This is a genomic window from Asticcacaulis sp. MM231 (genome assembly GCF_964186625.1).
Classification (GTDB): Bacteria; Pseudomonadota; Alphaproteobacteria; order Caulobacterales; family Caulobacteraceae; genus Asticcacaulis.
This window is the reverse complement of sequence record NZ_OZ075108.1, coordinates 1,048,372-1,063,314: the sequence shown is the minus strand read 5'-3', so window position 1 is coordinate 1,063,314 and position 14,943 is coordinate 1,048,372. Positions and strand designations below refer to the sequence as shown.

19 protein-coding genes and 1 pseudogene are annotated in these 14,943 nt (G+C 58.8%); 12 read left to right on the top strand and 8 right to left on the bottom strand.

Going from position 1 to position 14,943, the window contains the following annotated elements; genetic code table 11:
- Positions 1-146 precede the first annotated feature (146 nt).
- The 6 genes from flgF (at position 147) to ABQ278_RS05180 (ending at position 4,713) form a co-directional block, all read left to right on the top strand.
- Positions 147-896, top strand: a complete 750-nt coding sequence (gene flgF, locus ABQ278_RS05205) for a flagellar basal-body rod protein FlgF (RefSeq protein WP_349321533.1) — start codon at positions 147-149, stop codon at positions 894-896.
- A 146-nt stretch (positions 897-1,042) separates the two neighbouring features.
- A complete protein-coding gene (gene flgG, locus ABQ278_RS05200) occupies positions 1,043-1,840 on the top strand; it encodes a flagellar basal-body rod protein FlgG (RefSeq protein ID WP_349321532.1) in 798 nt (265 codons plus the stop codon).
- 4 nt (positions 1,841-1,844) lie between these two features.
- A complete protein-coding gene (locus tag ABQ278_RS05195) occupies positions 1,845-2,465 on the top strand; it encodes a flagella basal body P-ring formation protein FlgA (RefSeq protein WP_349321531.1) in 621 nt (206 codons plus the stop codon).
- A 14-nt stretch (positions 2,466-2,479) separates the two neighbouring features.
- Positions 2,480-3,217 (top strand): flagellar basal body L-ring protein FlgH, encoded by a 738-nt coding sequence (gene flgH / locus ABQ278_RS05190; protein ID WP_349321530.1) that lies wholly within the window; start codon positions 2,480-2,482, stop codon positions 3,215-3,217.
- Positions 3,218-3,404: 187 nt separating this feature from the next.
- Positions 3,405-4,460: a hypothetical protein gene (locus ABQ278_RS05185; RefSeq protein WP_349321529.1), complete on the top strand. Its 1,056-nt coding sequence runs from the start codon at positions 3,405-3,407 to the stop codon at positions 4,458-4,460.
- Positions 4,345-4,713, top strand: coding sequence for an O-antigen ligase family protein (locus ABQ278_RS05180; protein WP_349322107.1), 369 nt, complete (start codon positions 4,345-4,347; stop codon positions 4,711-4,713). The genes ABQ278_RS05185 and ABQ278_RS05180 overlap by 116 nt, the downstream gene beginning before the upstream one ends.
- Here the strand turns inward: ABQ278_RS05180 and ABQ278_RS05175 are convergent.
- The 3 genes from ABQ278_RS05175 to ABQ278_RS05165 are packed head-to-tail and all read right to left on the bottom strand — an operon-like array spanning position 4,710 to position 7,078.
- Complete coding sequence (locus ABQ278_RS05175; RefSeq protein WP_349322106.1) at positions 4,710-5,780, bottom strand: quinone-dependent dihydroorotate dehydrogenase; 1,071 nt, start codon at positions 5,778-5,780, stop codon at positions 4,710-4,712. The genes ABQ278_RS05180 and ABQ278_RS05175 overlap by 4 nt on opposite strands.
- Positions 5,780-6,268, bottom strand: coding sequence for a histidine phosphatase family protein (locus tag ABQ278_RS05170; protein WP_349321528.1), 489 nt, complete (start codon positions 6,266-6,268; stop codon positions 5,780-5,782). The genes ABQ278_RS05175 and ABQ278_RS05170 overlap by 1 nt, the downstream gene beginning before the upstream one ends.
- Positions 6,269-6,319: 51 nt before the next feature.
- Positions 6,320-7,078: a methyltransferase domain-containing protein gene (locus ABQ278_RS05165; protein WP_349321527.1), complete on the bottom strand. Its 759-nt coding sequence runs from the start codon at positions 7,076-7,078 to the stop codon at positions 6,320-6,322.
- Positions 7,079-7,166: 88 nt separating this feature from the next.
- Here ABQ278_RS05165 and ABQ278_RS05160 point away from each other — a divergent pair.
- Both ABQ278_RS05160 and ABQ278_RS05155 read left to right on the top strand, forming a co-directional pair.
- Positions 7,167-7,658 (top strand): annotated as a pseudogene (locus tag ABQ278_RS05160) (MBL fold metallo-hydrolase); the annotation flags it as partial.
- A complete protein-coding gene (locus tag ABQ278_RS05155) occupies positions 7,619-7,915 on the top strand; it encodes a hydroxyacylglutathione hydrolase C-terminal domain-containing protein (RefSeq protein ID WP_349322105.1) in 297 nt (98 codons plus the stop codon). The pseudogene ABQ278_RS05160 and the gene ABQ278_RS05155, both read left to right, overlap by 40 nt.
- Here the strand turns inward: ABQ278_RS05155 and ABQ278_RS05150 are convergent.
- From ABQ278_RS05150 to ABQ278_RS05140, 3 genes are all read right to left on the bottom strand, one after another.
- Complete coding sequence (locus ABQ278_RS05150) at positions 7,912-8,706, bottom strand: DUF4908 domain-containing protein (protein WP_349321526.1); 795 nt, start codon at positions 8,704-8,706, stop codon at positions 7,912-7,914. The two genes, ABQ278_RS05155 and ABQ278_RS05150, sit on opposite strands and share 4 nt — an antisense overlap.
- A gap of 244 nt (positions 8,707-8,950) precedes the next feature.
- Complete coding sequence (gene phbB / locus ABQ278_RS05145; RefSeq protein WP_349321525.1) at positions 8,951-9,673, bottom strand: acetoacetyl-CoA reductase; 723 nt, start codon at positions 9,671-9,673, stop codon at positions 8,951-8,953.
- Between the two features lie 26 nt (positions 9,674-9,699).
- A complete protein-coding gene (locus ABQ278_RS05140; protein ID WP_349321524.1) occupies positions 9,700-10,881 on the bottom strand; it encodes an acetyl-CoA C-acetyltransferase in 1,182 nt (393 codons plus the stop codon).
- A gap of 427 nt (positions 10,882-11,308) precedes the next feature.
- Between ABQ278_RS05140 and phaR the strand changes: the two genes are divergently transcribed.
- From phaR to map, 4 genes are all read left to right on the top strand, one after another.
- On the top strand, positions 11,309-11,944 hold the full coding sequence (gene phaR / locus ABQ278_RS05135; protein WP_349321523.1) for a polyhydroxyalkanoate synthesis repressor PhaR: 636 nt from the start codon (positions 11,309-11,311) through the stop codon (positions 11,942-11,944).
- An 81-nt stretch (positions 11,945-12,025) separates the two neighbouring features.
- On the top strand, positions 12,026-12,295 hold the full coding sequence (locus ABQ278_RS05130) for a hypothetical protein (RefSeq protein WP_349321522.1): 270 nt from the start codon (positions 12,026-12,028) through the stop codon (positions 12,293-12,295).
- Positions 12,296-12,541: 246 nt separating this feature from the next.
- Positions 12,542-12,754, top strand: coding sequence for a ParD-like family protein (locus ABQ278_RS05125; RefSeq protein WP_349321521.1), 213 nt, complete (start codon positions 12,542-12,544; stop codon positions 12,752-12,754).
- The gene (map, locus tag ABQ278_RS05120) at positions 12,751-13,518 is read left to right on the top strand and encodes a type I methionyl aminopeptidase (RefSeq protein ID WP_349321520.1); all 768 of its coding nucleotides are present in this window, start codon (positions 12,751-12,753) and stop codon (positions 13,516-13,518) included. Before ABQ278_RS05125 ends, map begins: the two co-directional genes overlap by 4 nt.
- Positions 13,519-13,580: 62 nt before the next feature.
- Here the strand turns inward: map and ABQ278_RS05115 are convergent, their stop codons facing one another.
- Positions 13,581-14,099: a hypothetical protein gene (locus tag ABQ278_RS05115; RefSeq protein ID WP_349321519.1), complete on the bottom strand. Its 519-nt coding sequence runs from the start codon at positions 14,097-14,099 to the stop codon at positions 13,581-13,583.
- Positions 14,100-14,122: 23 nt separating this feature from the next.
- Positions 14,123-14,854 (bottom strand): glycosyltransferase family 2 protein, encoded by a 732-nt coding sequence (locus tag ABQ278_RS05110; RefSeq protein ID WP_349321518.1) that lies wholly within the window; start codon positions 14,852-14,854, stop codon positions 14,123-14,125.
- Between the last annotated feature and the right edge of the window lie 89 nt (positions 14,855-14,943).

Sequence of the window (14,943 nt, the reverse complement as noted above, 5' to 3'; positions counted from 1 at the left end):
TTATCGAACAAGCCTTTCCGACCGTTAACCATCTTTGGCACGGCCTTTGCATACTCTTAAAATCATGGTTAACGCGCATTTCCGGCGGATTGTTACGCATTACCCATAAGCCTTTGAAGATGAACCTCTAATTCGGGAGCCCGCGCATGGATAATACCAGTTACATCGCCCTGTCGCGCCAGATCACCCTGCAAAGAGAGCTGGATATCAGCGCCAACAATCTCGCCAACATGAACACTACGGGCTACAAATTCGAAGAATTGCTGATCAATGCCGAGCCTGGCGCCCCTGCCTACAACACGCCGATCCGCACGCCCGCCAACTTTGCCGTGGATAACGGCGTCGGCCGTAACTTCGCCCAGGGTACGATGAACCAGACGGGGGCACCGCTTGATGTGGCGCTCAGCAGCGAAGGTACTTTCTTCGTGGTCAATACGCCCAGCGGCACGGCCTATACCCGTGACGGCTCCTTCACCCTGTCCGGTGACGGCACGCTGATGACACAACAGGGCTACGTCGTTCAGGGTGACGGCGGCGCCATTGTGCTCGATCCGAAAAAGGGCGAACCGACCATCTCCGCCGACGGCATCATCTCGCAAATGTCGCAGGGCCAGACCGAACGCGTCGGCCGGCTGAACGTGGTGCGTATCGCCAATATGAGCGACCTGTCCAAAAATGGCGACAGCACCTTCACCCTGACCAGCAACGCCGCTGCCCTGCCCGCCACCAACGCCTCCGTGCGTCAGGGCTTCCTCGAAGCCTCCAATGTCAATGCGATGAGCGAAGTGACCAATCTGGTGCGCATAAACCGCGCCTATGCCAGCGTCGCCTCCGTCATCGAACAAAATTCACAACTGAACCGCACCGCCGTCGAGCGGCTCGGTCGCGTCGCGTGATGACGATGACAGGCATCACCATCACGCTTTCTTTTACGTTCAAGCGCCACGCAGGCTTTGCCTCGCAACGGCTCGGGCGCGCCGTCGCGCTTGCCGGATCTTGGGATCCGGAATGCGTAACCCTTTCGAATACCGGAGTATAACCGATGCGTGCTTTGAGAACCGCGACTACGGGTATGGCCGCCCAGCAGATGAACGTCGAAGTCATCTCCAACAACATCGCCAACATGAACACGGTGGGCTTCAAAAAGCAGCGCGCCGAGTTCCAGGACCTGCTCTACCAGAACATCGAGCGCATGGGCGCCCAGTCGTCAGATTCCGGCACCGTCGTGCCGACCGGCATCCAGATCGGTTCTGGTGTGAAGACCGGCAGCGTCTACCGCATCATGACCCAGGGCAGCGCCACCCTGACCAGCAACGATTACGACCTGTCGATTCAGGGCAAGGGCTACTTCCAGATCCTGCTGCCATCCGGCGAAACCGCCTATACCCGCGCCGGCAACTTCTCGGTCGACGATCAGGGCCGCATGGTCACCACCGAAGGCTACCTGCTCCAGCCCAACATCAATATCCCGCAAGGCACGACGGACGTTACGATCTCCAAAACTGGTCTGGTGCAGGTCTCGACCAAGGGGTCCGGCGCCACCGCCGCCACCACGGTCGGCCAGATTCAAATCGCATCGTTCTACAATGAAGCCGGCCTTGATGCCCAGGGCGACAACCTGTTCTTAGAGAGCGGCGCGTCCGGCGCCCCCAATATCTCGACACCCGGCGATGTCGGCTACGGCACCCTGCTGCAAGGCTATACCGAAGCGTCGAACGTCGATTCCGTATCGGAAATCACCGCCCTGATCGTGGCCCAGCGCGCCTACGAAATGAATTCCAAGGTCATCACCACGGCCGATCAGATGCTGCAGACCACCAGCCAACTGGCGAGGGGATAACTGAATGAAAGCCCTTAAGCTCCTAACCCTGGCCTCCATCCTGATGCTATGTGCTACGGGTGCGCACGCCCAGATGGCCACCACCTTGTCACTCAAGTCCTCCGTCACCGACGGCGACGGCCGCATCACCATCGGCGACATCTTCGATAATGCCGGCGCCAGCGCAGGCGTGCTGCTCGGCTATCGTCAGGGTGCCACCGCCGTGCTTGACGCCGCCATCGTCCAGACCATCGCCGCCCGTGCCGGCGCCTATTGGGACAATCCGCGCGGCCTGCGCCGTATCATTGTCGCCAACGGTCAGGAGACGTCCTCCGCCAATGCGCCGCTGCTCGCCACCATCCCGAGTGGCCAGGCCAACGCACCGGTTGCTGCCGGCTGGTCGCAACCGTCCGGGCCGGTCGCGGTCAAGCGCGCTCAACTGGTCGCCGTGACCTGGACGCAAAATGGCCTGAGCCTGACACTGTCAGGTCTGGCGCAGAAAGATGGCGCCATTGGCGATGTCATCCAGATTCAAAATACGTCCTCCAAAAAACTCATCGACGCGGTGATCACGGGGCCCGGCGCGGCCGTCGCGGGTCAGGCCGCTACCCAGATGCGTAATCAAACCTTCCTGTCTTCGCGCTAGTATTGGTGTTTCACATGTCCAAAACCGCCTTTATCGCCCCCGCCCTGCTCATCAGCTTGATCGCCCTTGGCGGTTGCGGCTCCGTGCGTGAAACCGTCGGCGGCCCGCAACTGACCTCCATGGCCTATCCGGCCGCCCTTGTGCCGCAACAACAGGCGGTCATGTATCCGGCGCAAAACAACACGCCGGCATCGAGCAATTCGCTATGGCGCGTAGGGGCCCGCACCTTCTTCAACGACCAGCGCGCCCGTTCGGTCGGCGATATCCTGACCGTGCAGGTCGATATCGATGACAGCGCCCAGACCAGCAATTCGACCGATCGTACCCGCACCAACAGCTTCAGCGCCGCGACACCCAGTATGTTTGGCCTGGAATTGTCGCTCGGCAAGATTCTCCCCAGCGGCTATGACCCGACCAAGGCCCTGGGTAATGACAGCACCTCGACCGGCGCCGGCAGCGGCTCGGTCAAGCGCTCTGAAAAAATTTCCGTTACCATCGCCGCGATCGTCACGGGTGTGCTGCCGAATGGCAACCTAATTGTTCAGGGTACGCAGGAAGTCAAAACCAACCGCGAGGTCCGCGTGCTGAGCGTGGCCGGCATCGCCCGCCCGGAAGACGTGTCCTCGACCAACACCATCAAGCACACACAACTGGCTGAGGCGCGTATCTCTTACGGTGGCCGTGGCGATATCACCAACATGCAGGCGCCACCCGCCGCCCAGGCTCTGATGGAAAAATACTCGCCGTTTTAGATCAAAAAGAACGTAAAAACAAAACTTAGAGCGCCGGTCTGATTGAATCAGATCGGTGCTCTAATGGCACATAGGCAGATCGCTACGCGTGCGGCAAAATTTGCCGCGCGCCTTTGACTCAATTTTGAGACTTTTACCTTAAGCTGCGGGCAAGGCTCCAGACGTGGAGCCGCCACTTTCAGGTTCCATGCCCGTAACTACGCCTGCCCGCCGTGATGACTCCCAGCGCCGAGAGACGCGATCGCTGGCCCTTGCCACGAAGGCGCTGACCTGGGAGCAGATCCTTGTCTATGCCGAAGTCGCGCTGACCATCTTCTGTATCCTGATGTTCTCAAACGCCCTGATCGGCCCGCTGTTCGCGCCACAAACCACCGATGCGGCGGCGGCGGAAAGCGATTCCGCTATCTTGCGCCTGATGTGGCTGCCGGTTTATGGTGTCACTCTGGCGCTGGCCGCCTTTCGGCTGACCCGCTTTATGTGCATTCTGCCGGGCCTGTTCATGACCGGGCTACTGGTCGGCTTATGTCTGGCCTCGAGCTACTGGTCGATCGCCGCCGATATCACCTCCCGGCGCACCATTGCGGTCGCCGTCACCACGATCTTCGGCCTCTATCTCGCCGCCCGTTATCGCGGCGAAGACCTTGTGCAGATCATCGCTTTCAGCTTCGCGCTTCTGGCTTTTGGTTCCTTTTTCGTCTGCATCTGCGTGCCCTCGCTTGGCATTCATAACGATATCAACGCCGGCGCGTGGAAAGGCGTGTGGTACGAAAAGAACCAGATGGCCGCCATGATGGTGCTGGGCTTTATCGCCGCCTGCGCCTCAGCCTATATTTCGCCGGAACGCCGCAGGATGTGGATCGGACTGGCCATCACCATCTTCGTACTGGTCATCCTGTCGCGCTCCAAAACCTCGCTGCTCGCCTGCATGGCCAGCGCGCTCGCCATTCCTGTCCTGATGGCCTTGCAACGCGGCGGCGTGCTCAGCGTCATCTTTGTCTGGCTGGCGGCCACAGCTGCCCTGGTCGGCGGCACGCTCTTCTATGTCGCGCCCGAGGTGATCTTCAAGGCGCTCGGCAAAGACCCGAACTCTGACGGGCCGCACCGAAATCTGGGCATCACTGATGCGACTGTCCGACAAACATCCGTGGCTTGGCTACGGTTACAAGGCCTTCTGGACGCCGAGCTCTGTGCCGGCCGCCGTGGTGCGGGCCGAAACCCACTGGGACGTGCCTTCGGCGCATAATGGCTGGCTCGACCTGCTGATTCAGCTTGGCTGGGTCGGTGTCATCATGTTCGGACTGGTGCTGGCGGCAGGCTTTTTCTGCGCGCTCTTCCGCTTCGCCCGCGTCAAGGATGGCTTTTTCTCGGTGTTGATCCTGCTACTGTTCAGCTTCCTGATCTTGTCGGAAAGCTTTATTCTGTCGCAGAATTCGCTGATCTGGGCGCTGTTTGTCTGCGCGCTGGCGCGGCTGACAGCCAACGCTCTGGAGGATTAGCCCGCCCCAACCGCTTCGGACACCGAACGGAAACCATCGGCTTTCAGGCGCGACACCAGATCGCGGCGCACCTCGTCCGCCAGACGTGGCCCCTTGTAGACCAAAGCCGAATAGAGCTGGACCAGCGAGGCGCCGGCGCGAATCTTGGCATAGGCCTGTGCACCCGACGACACCCCACCGGCGCCGATCAGCACCAGTTTGCCGCCCGACGCTGCATAGGCAACCCGCAACGCCCGAGTCGACAGCTCGAACAACGGCGCGCCCGACATGCCGCCGCTTTCTGACGCATGGGCGGAGATGAGACCGTCACGCGACAAGGTGGTATTGGAAACAATCAGGCCATCCAGCTTGTGCGCCAAGGTCGAAGCCACCGTATCCTCGATTTCGCTGTCATCGAGATCCGGCGCGATTTTGAGAAAGATCGGGTAGTTGACGCCCGACGCCTTGACCAGAGCCGCGCGGGTTTCGGCGATCTGCCCCAGCAGGTCATCGAGATGCGACTTGCCCTGAAGCGCGCGCAGACCCGGCGTATTAGGCGATGAGATGTTGATGGTGAAATAGCTGCCCAGCCCCCACAGGCGCTTCAGACCGGTGACGTAATCTGCCATGCGGTCGGTCGCGTCCTTATTGGCGCCGATATTCAGCCCCACCACTGGCTTTTTACGTCGCGCATGAACCGGCTCCAGATGGCGCGAGAAGACTTCGAGCCCCTTGTTGTTGAAGCCCATGCGATTGATGACCGCCTGATCCTCTGTCAACCGGAACAACCGCGGCTTGGGATTTCCGCCCTGCGGCAGGGGCGTCACTGTACCGCATTCGGCGAAACCGAAACCGGCGCGCGTCATGGCCACCGGCACATCGGCGTTTTTATCAAACCCCGCCGCCAGCCCGATGCAGTTGGGGAAGCGCAATATCCCGCCGTCAAAGGCGACCTCAATCGCCAGTTCCGGCGTGCTGAGGTGTGAAACAGGCCCCAGGCCAGCCTTGAGCAGCAGCACCGTCAGGGTGTGCGCGTCTTCCGGCGGTAAAATGTGCAGGGCTTGAGTGGCGAGGGTGTAGATCATGATTATTTCGCCAGATAGATGCCGTCATAGATCGGACGGCCCGCCGCATCGATTTCGAAAACCGTGGCCGTGGCCGTGGGATAATTGCCGCGCACCTTGTCGGTGATGTCCGGTCCCGCCGCACCTTCAAAGAGATATTCGGCTACGAGATATTGCAGGCCAGGATTATGCGCCACCACGATCAGGCACTGGCCATCGTTTTCGTGCGCCTCGACCGCGCGGCGCAGCGCTTCGGAGCCCGCATTATAGAAATCTTCCGAGACCAGCGCCGGAATATCACCGAGCACCGCCTTGACCTCCTCAAACGTGCCCTGCGTACGGGCAGCGCTGGAAACCAGAGCGAAATCAGGCTTTACGCCATAGGCTTTCAGGGCCTCGGCGACGCTGCGTGCCTCTTCGCGACCGCGTGGCGCCAGAACACGATCGAAATCCTCACCGGATTCGGAGTCTTTTTCCGCCTTGGCATGGCGCATGAGAATAAGCTGTTTCATGCCGTTTCTATGGCCCAGAATTGCCCGACCGGCAAACCTGAAATCGCCACTTTACGCGATTTCGTGATCCTTATGGGGGAGCCTTGAGGTCGGCACCGGCTGCGGCGGTGTCAGCACACCACGCAGTTCCTGCAGGATCGATTTCTGCGGCCGCGGCGTGTGGGCCACGAACGGACGGCGCCCCGCCTCCATAAGTATGAGCCCGCCGGTCAGCGGCCAGATGCGCGGCAACACGTTTTCCAGCGCCCCTGCCCAGCGCAAAAGGCTGCGCAAGGGCGGTGCATAAAGAGCATAGGACCAGGCCAGCGGTTCCAGCTCGGCGTCACGCAGCGCGCTTTCCAGTTGCAGCCGACTATAGGGCTGGCCGTAGCCGAAGGGCGTCTTTTCAGCATGGGCCCAAAAGCCGCCACGCGCCGCCACGCCGAGGATCAGCTTGCCATTGGGCGCCAGAAGCCGCGAGGCTTCGAGCAGAAGGCCTTGTGGCGTGGGCAATTCTTCCAGCGCATGCACCATCAGGATGCGATCGAACAGCCCGGTCGGGAACGGCAGAGCCTCTTCCTCGACAAGCGTGGTGCGGACACGCATATCGGCGGGCCAGATTTCGGCGCCTTGCGCCGCCGGCATGGCCGAAAGGACGCGGCGCGCCTCATTGAAATGATCAAGATAGGGCGTGCAGTAGCCAAGACCCAACACATCGAGACCGCGCACATCGGGCCAGGCCTCGGCCAGCTTGCGCGCGATCAGGCGTTTGGCTACCAGCCCTTCGGGCGATGTGTAAAATCGGTTGAGGTCTTGGACCGGACGACGCAAGAATTTCCCTTATGAGGCTACAGCCTGTAAGATATAGACCCGTTTCGGGAAATTATCAGTGTAAATCCTAAGATCGGCCTAAAATACCATGTCCCTGATCATCGACACCTTCCCCGCCCTGCAGGACAATTACGGCTTCCTGCTCAAGGATGAGACCAGCGGCCAGGTGGCGATCATCGATGCGCCTGAACCACGCGCCATCACCGAACGGCTGAACACGTTGGGCTGGGACCAACTCGATCATATCCTCAACACCCACTGGCACCCCGATCATACCGGTGGCAACGCACTTTTGAAAAAGCGCTTCGGCGCCACGATCCATGGCCCGCAGGAAGTGACGCGCATCGCACCGCTCGATGAAGTGCTAAAGCCCGGCGATGTCTTTATGCTTGGTGAAACGCGCCTGGAGGTCATCGATCTGGGCGGCCATACGCTCGGCCATATCGGCTACGTCGATCGCACGGGCGGCAATTCCTTTATAGCCGACACCCTGTTTCCGCTCGGCTGTGGCCGGCTGTTCGAAGGCACGCAAGAGCAGATGTGGGCCAGCCTGCAACGCATCGCCGATCTGCCGGAGGAGACGATCCTCTACAGCGCCCACGAATATACTATGTCGAATTTGAAATTTGCCGAGAAGTTCTTGGAGAAGACGCCACTTTGGCCGCACGCGCCGCCACGATCCGTGCCTTGCGTGACCGCGGCGAACCGACCGTCCCGTCGACCGTGGCTGAGGAAAAGGCGACCAATCCGTTTCTGGTCTATCCGTTACGGGAAAAGGATTTTGCCGCGCAGGCTGCGAAATTTGGCGAGTTGCGCAAGGCAAAAGACCGGTTTTAGCGTCCGCCGGCTGTGTAGCTGGCCAACACCACATTGAAGATGCGCTTGGAGGAAACTCGACCGCCCCAGGTGCCGCGCGAGGTATCGAGCTTCATCACCAGCACACCATTTTGCACGGTGGCGCTCGGCGGCCGTCCTTCGACAAACTCAACCGAGCGGATGGGCTCAAGGATCTTGCGGCCGCGATTCTGCTGGGACACGCGCACCAGCGCCTGAGCGGTGACATCGGCGGCGTCGGCATAGAGGTAATCGGCGCCGGGCGTCACATCCGGGGCATCGAAACGGAAATTGCGGCCTACGGCCAGGCTGACACGCCGGCTGGCGCGCACCAGGGATTGAAACAACAGACCCGGCGACATCTTTCCGGGTGTAAAGGATTCGGCCTTGCCGGTGACAGCCACTGGATCGCCGGTCGGGCGGTCATCGCTGAACAGGATCATGCCGCCCCAGCGCGTCGATTTCAGAACCGGCTCACCGACATCATTTTTGTAGATGACATCGCCCTTGGGACCTTGAGTTGGGGTCAGGAGCCAGACTTCATCGTCGCCATCGAAGCGGACAAAGACGCTTTTTCCAGACTGATCGAGGACGAAGCTTTCGCCATCTTCAGAGGTAAAGTGCGCCACTGAGGGAGCCGAGGACGATTTCGCATCCTTGCCCTTCTTGCCGAACATGGCTTCTTTGAGCGAACGCGGCCCTTCCGCCATCGCGGTGCCGGATTGGGCTACGCAGATCGTCAGGATCAGGGCGCTTAAGAGTTGTATCAGGAGGTGTGCCGGGGACTTCTTCATTGAGTTGATGTCTAAGGTCCGACTTGGGCAGATTTAAGACGCGCTTCGACATAAATTAAGGCGAAAAACGTATACAAAAAAGGCGCCTGCGAGATCGCAAGCGCCTCTAAAATCCTATTACCGGCGGCTAAGCCGCTATGGTGAGACGAAAGTATTAACGTTTGAGCACCTGCCGCGACGTGTACTTTGGTACACGAGCAAGGGCGCGCAAAACGATGATACTTTGCAGACCACCAGAGCGTGCTTAGAGCATGTGTTGGCCGCCGTTGACGGCGATGGTGGCCCCCGTAATAAACGACGCCATGTCGGAGGCCAGGAAGGCGCAGATTTCGGCGACTTCTTCCGGCGTACCCAGACGGCCGACGGGAATACCGGCAACGATCTTTTCCAGAACGGGCGCGGCAATGGCGGAGACCATTTCGGTGCTGGTATAGCCCGGCGCCACGCAATTGACCGTGATGCCCTTGTTGGCCGATTCCATCGCCAAAGCCTTGGTAAAACCGATCATGCCGGCCTTGGCGGCCGAATAGTTGGTCTGGCCCGCCTGGCCCTTTTGGCCATTGATCGACGAGATATTGATGATGCGGCCGTAACCGCGCTCTCGCATGCCTTCGATGACTTGGCGCGTCATGTTGAACACGCTGTCCATATTGGTGTGGATGACGTCCTGCCACTGCTCTTTCGACATTTTGTGGAAGAAACCATCGCGTGTGATGCCGGCATTGTTGACCAGTACTTCGATAGGACCGAGCTTGGCCTCGACCTCTTTCACGGCGCGGGCGCAATCATCGAAATTGTCGACGCTGCCCTTGACGATAGTGACGCCATATTCTTCGGCGATCTTCCGCGCCGCCTCTTCGTTACCGGCGTAACCCGCCGCGACCGTCAGGCCGGCATCCTTCAAGCGCTTGACAATCGCCTTGCCAATACCGCGCGTGCCACCGGTGACCAGTGCTACTCTACCCATAAGAAAATCCCTCTCTGTAAAATTTTTTAAATTGATTCAACGGCCAAAGCGACACCCATGCCGCCGCCGATACACAGCGTGGCGAGGCCCTTTTTCGCGCCGGAACGCTGCATTTCGTGCAGCAGGGTCACCAGAACGCGGGCGCCGGAAGCGCCGATCGGGTGACCAATGGCGATCGCGCCGCCGTTGACATTGACCTTGCTGACATCCCAGACGAGTTCACGATTGACCGAAATGGCCTGCGCAGCGAAGGCTTCGTTGGCTTCGATCAGGTCGAGATCGCCGACCGACCAGTTAGCCTTGGCCAGAGCCTTGAGCGTGGCCTGGATCGGGCCGGTGCCCATGATAGCCGGATCGACACCGGAAATGCCGGAAGACACAATTCGGGCCAACGGCTTGAGGCCGCGCTTGTCGGCTTCGGCGCGCGACATCAGCACCACGGCGGCAGCGCCGTCGTTGAGGCCAGAAGCGTTGGCGGCAGTGACGGTGCCTTCCTTGTTGAAGGCCGGCTTGAGACCGGAAATGCTGTCGATGGTGACGCCGTGACGAATGAATTCATCCTTGTCGACGACCGTATCCCCTTTGCGACCCTTGATGGTATAGGGCGCAATTTCGGCGTCAAACTTGCCGGCCTTCTGCGCAGCCTCGGCCTTATTTTGCGAGGCGACAGCGAACTCATCCTGTTCCTGACGCGAAATGCCGAACTTCGTGGCGATGTTCTCGGCCGTCTGGCCCATGTGGTAGTTGTTGAAGGCGTCCCACAGGCCGTCTTTGATCATGGTGTCGATCATGGAGAGATCGCCCATCTTCTGGCCGGCGCGGATATAGGCGGCATGAGTCGCCATCGACATGCTTTCCTGACCACCGGCAACGACAATGGCGCTTTCACCGAGCGCGACCTGGGCTGCTCCCAGAGCGACCGCGCGCAGGCCGGAACCGCAGATCTGGTTGAGCGACCAGGCCGGGGCTTCATAAGGCACGCCTGCCTTGACCGAAGCCTGACGCGCCGGCCCCTGCCCTTGCGCGGCCTGCAAAACCTGGCCGAGAATGACTTCGTTGATGTCCGCTGGCTGAAGACCGGCGCGCTCGATCACAGCCTTGATGGCATGGGCGCCCAGATCATGCGCGGGAATGGCGGCGAAACTGCCAAGGAAAGAGCCCACGGGTGTGCGGGCGGCGGAGACGATAACGACTTCATTAACGGACATATTGGGTTTCCTTGGTAGTTTTTACGGTAGTCTTCTGGGTATCGTTTTCCGGAGATGAAAACACTTATTGCTAAGGGACTTAAGACACCTGACAGGCGAAATCAAGTTACACGGTTATGACGGTTCCTGAATAGTGGTTTCACTTTATGACCGTATGGGAGCCCTAACGTGAAGGCCGCGTCACGCACCAATTCGCCATGACAAAGCCTTAAGCCTTCAACTTTTTGTGCGCAATAAACAGCGCAACACGCCGGTAACCGCTATTGCGCAGGACACAATAGGTGGGGCCTTGTTTTAAAGGCGTTTGCGGCATTTCAACGCAGCCCCTTTACGCACAAGCAAAAAAGAGCTTATGTTGTGGGTGCGAAATGAATGCAACATAGCTTGCAGCGCAATAAACACATCAGGACGAGTCCAGGAGGCATCTATGGCAGAGACCAAGACACGGGCAAAACGCGGCGAAGGCGATCGCGTCATCATCAAGAAATACGCCAACCGGCGTTTGTACAATACTGCCACCAGCTCCTACGTCACGCTCGACAACCTGTCGGACATGGTCCGTCAGGGCGTTGACTTCGTGGTCTATGACGCCAAGAGCGGCGACGACATCACCCGCACCGTTCTGGCGCAGATCATCTTTGAAGAAGAGAGCCACGGCCAGAACCTGCTGCCGATCCAGTTCCTGCGCCAGCTCATCAGCTTCTATGGCGACAGCATGCAGAACCTGCTGCCGACCTACCTTGAAATGTCGCTCGATGGTTTCGCCAAGCAGCAGGAGCGCTTCCGCTCGCAATTCTCAACCGCTTTTGGCGGCACGCCCGGCCTCGGCTTCTTCGATGAGCAGGTGTCGCAAAACCTGGCCATGTTCGATCGTGCCATGCGTATGTTCTCGCCGTTCTCGTTCGCCAACACAGCCGGTCAGACGGGCGCAGCCGCACCGGATTACGCCGCACCATCGGAAAGCGCCCCTGCCGCCAAGCCTGAAACCGATCAGGTACGCGAACTGCGTCAGCAGATGGAAGCCATGAAGGCCCAGATCGACCAGTTGGCTTCAAAAGGCTAGGTGATACAGCGACTGTTCACCATGTGCGCGACAGTCGCACCTCCACATAGTTTTTTAGCAAAGATGCTGTAGGTTATGCCTATGAGTTCTGATAGCAAATTACCGGTGCCTGCCGGTCCCGTCATCGAGCACGAGCCCGGCTATACGCCGCGCGGCCGCAAACGCCGCGCGGCTACCGAAGCCGAGGATGCGACCTACGCGGCGCAAATGTTGAGTGGCGGCGAGAAACGCGGTCTGCGCGGCGGCCCCGAAACACTCGGGCGGGCAAAATCGACCTATCTCAAGTCGGAATATTCCGGCCCGAACGACCGCCGGCCGCAGCCAGGCCGCGTCACCAAGACTGAAATCTAACACTATTTTAGCGGCACGCTCTTTGCAGAGTGCAAGGCTCCTTACCAGCGGAGCCTTACGTGTTTTCCTTTACAAAAGCCCACAAAAGCCGCGGCCAGTGGACGCGCTTCGCGACGCGCGCCTTTGATATCTTCACCGTGACACTGATCTTCGCCGTGTTTGGATAGACACCGCCTAAGCATAATCACTGGATTATCCCGCAAGAAAATATATGTTTCATATACGAATCATATATGAGAATGGTCCATGGGTATTGTAAATATTGATGACGAGTTGCACGATCAGTTGCGCAGAGCGAGTACGGTTTCGCTGCGCTCGATCAACGCCCAGGCCACCTACTGGATCAGGATGGGCATGCTGTGCGAAACCAATCCCAGCTTAAGCTTCCAGGATATTGTGCAGCGTGAACTCAAGGCCGCTGGCGTAACAGCCCCCGCCCTTTCGGACAGCGCGGCATGATCAAGAGCCCAGAAGAGGTGCGGCTGATGTCTGAATCGGGCCGCCTTTTGGCATCCGTTTTTGGGTTTCTGGATAGAGTTTCTCTGGCAGGCCTGTCCACGCTGGATGTGGATACCATGGTCGAGCGCTACATAGTGGATGACCTGCAGGCCCGACCGGCCAGCAAGGGGCAATATGGCTATGGATTTGCGCTAAACTCCTCCATCAACGATGTGGTCTGCCATGGCGTGCCATCTGCGTCGGCTATCCTTAAGGACGGCGATATCGTCAATCTTGACATCACGCTTGAAAAGAACGGTTTTATCGCGGATTCGAGCAAAACCTATCTCATCGGCGCGGTAAAGCCGGCAGCCAGTCGACTGGTAAGCACTACCTATGAAGCGATGTGTATGGGCATTAAGGCGGTGCGCCCCGGCGCACGACTTGGTGATATTGGCTGGGCGATTGAGCGCCACGCCAAACGCAACGGCTATTCCGTGGTGCATGATTATTGCGGCCACGGCATCGGTCGGGATATGCACGAAGATCCGCAAATCCTTCACTTTGGCAAACCGGGAACAGGGCTGATGCTACGTGAAGGCATGGTTTTCACGATCGAGCCGATGCTTAATCAAGGCCGGCGCGGTGTAAAAACCGAAGCGGACGGCTGGACTATCAAGACAAAGGACGGCGGATTGTCAGCGCAGTTTGAACATACTGTGGCCGTGACAGCGTCCGGCGTATCGGTACTCACGTTACGCACGGACGAGACCTGCCCTCGATAGGGGTAAGACAAAACCCCGCCGGCAGCTCCGACGGGGTTCGTGATCTTGAAAGCTGTCCGAGCTTAGTGGCCGAAGTCGATATCCTTGCGCGCCGAGATGGCTGTGACAATAAAGCCGGCCAGAACGTCCATCAGCGTCATGAAGGTCAGCAGGAAAAAAATCGAGGTGGCAAAGGGCCGGAAGAGCAGGAACTCGACCAAAGAAACAATAAACAACACCATCGACAGCGAGTGGTTGACGATGGCGACGCTGTCGGACTTGGTCGATTTGAGCAGTTCAAAAAACAGACAGATCAGGGCCCCGAAGAGGATGATATCGCCAATGCTGATGGCCCAGCGCGTACCAGGCGACGGCATGGGCATATTAATCAGTATCTGCGTCGAAGCGTTATAGGCCGACGCCGGATCGGTGCCGCCAAAAAGCGAAAACAGCGCCAGAATATTGTAAACGGCGAACGGTATAACCAATAAAGGAAATGCGGTAAGCAAGCTGAACCCCTTCTTGTGCTCTGTGGCCGGCGGTTGTTTATCGTACATGCCGATAGCCGCTTCCTGAGCAATGAGATCGCGGTCGATAGCCATACAACTTCTCCCTTTATGCCGTTTCAGCTTTCACTGACGTATCCAGGCCGACGTAAACGACGATTTAACCACATTACACCCGGTAAATCAGAAAGCGCTACAGCTAAACGTCCGATATTGGTATATTTGGACTGACCTGTGGTACGTAAGCGATCATCGACAGGTTCAAATAAAATTTCAAAGCCTTCCCGCGTCACCAGCGATGGCAGGTAGCGGTGCATCTGATCGAAGTAGGGCAGACGCAGGAAAACCTCACGACGCAAGGCTTTCAGGCCGCAGCCTGTGTCATCGGCCTTGTCGTTGAGCAGTCTCTTGCGGATGCTGTTGGCCCAGCGCGACGCCCATTTCTTTGACGCCGTATCCTGACGATTGCGACGCTGACCGGCCACCATGCCGATATCCGGCGCCGCCTCACTCAGGATTTTCGCCATGCGGGCGGCATCGGCCGCCGGATTCTGACCGTCGCCGTCGAGCGTGACGACAATATCGCCCTTTGCCGCGAAAAAACCGCTGCGCATGGCGCCGCTCTTGCCGACGTTCTTTTCGTGACGCAGCACGCGCAAAGCCAGGATATCGGCCTTCGCCGCCACCAGACGCGCGTGGGTGTCGTCGCGGCTAGCGTCATCGACCATGAGGATCTCGTAGCCACCGACGCCGAAGAGCTTTGAAAACTCCGCCTCGATTTCTCTGGCGACTTGTACGCAAGCGCCTTCTTCGTTATAGACGGGCACCACGGCAGAGACGGTTACAGGCATGTGAAGCTCGTATCGGGAGTTAGGGCAAAGGCTTGAAACCCATTGGGTTTTGAGCCGTCATAGGCTCTTTGACCGCTGACGTAAATAGT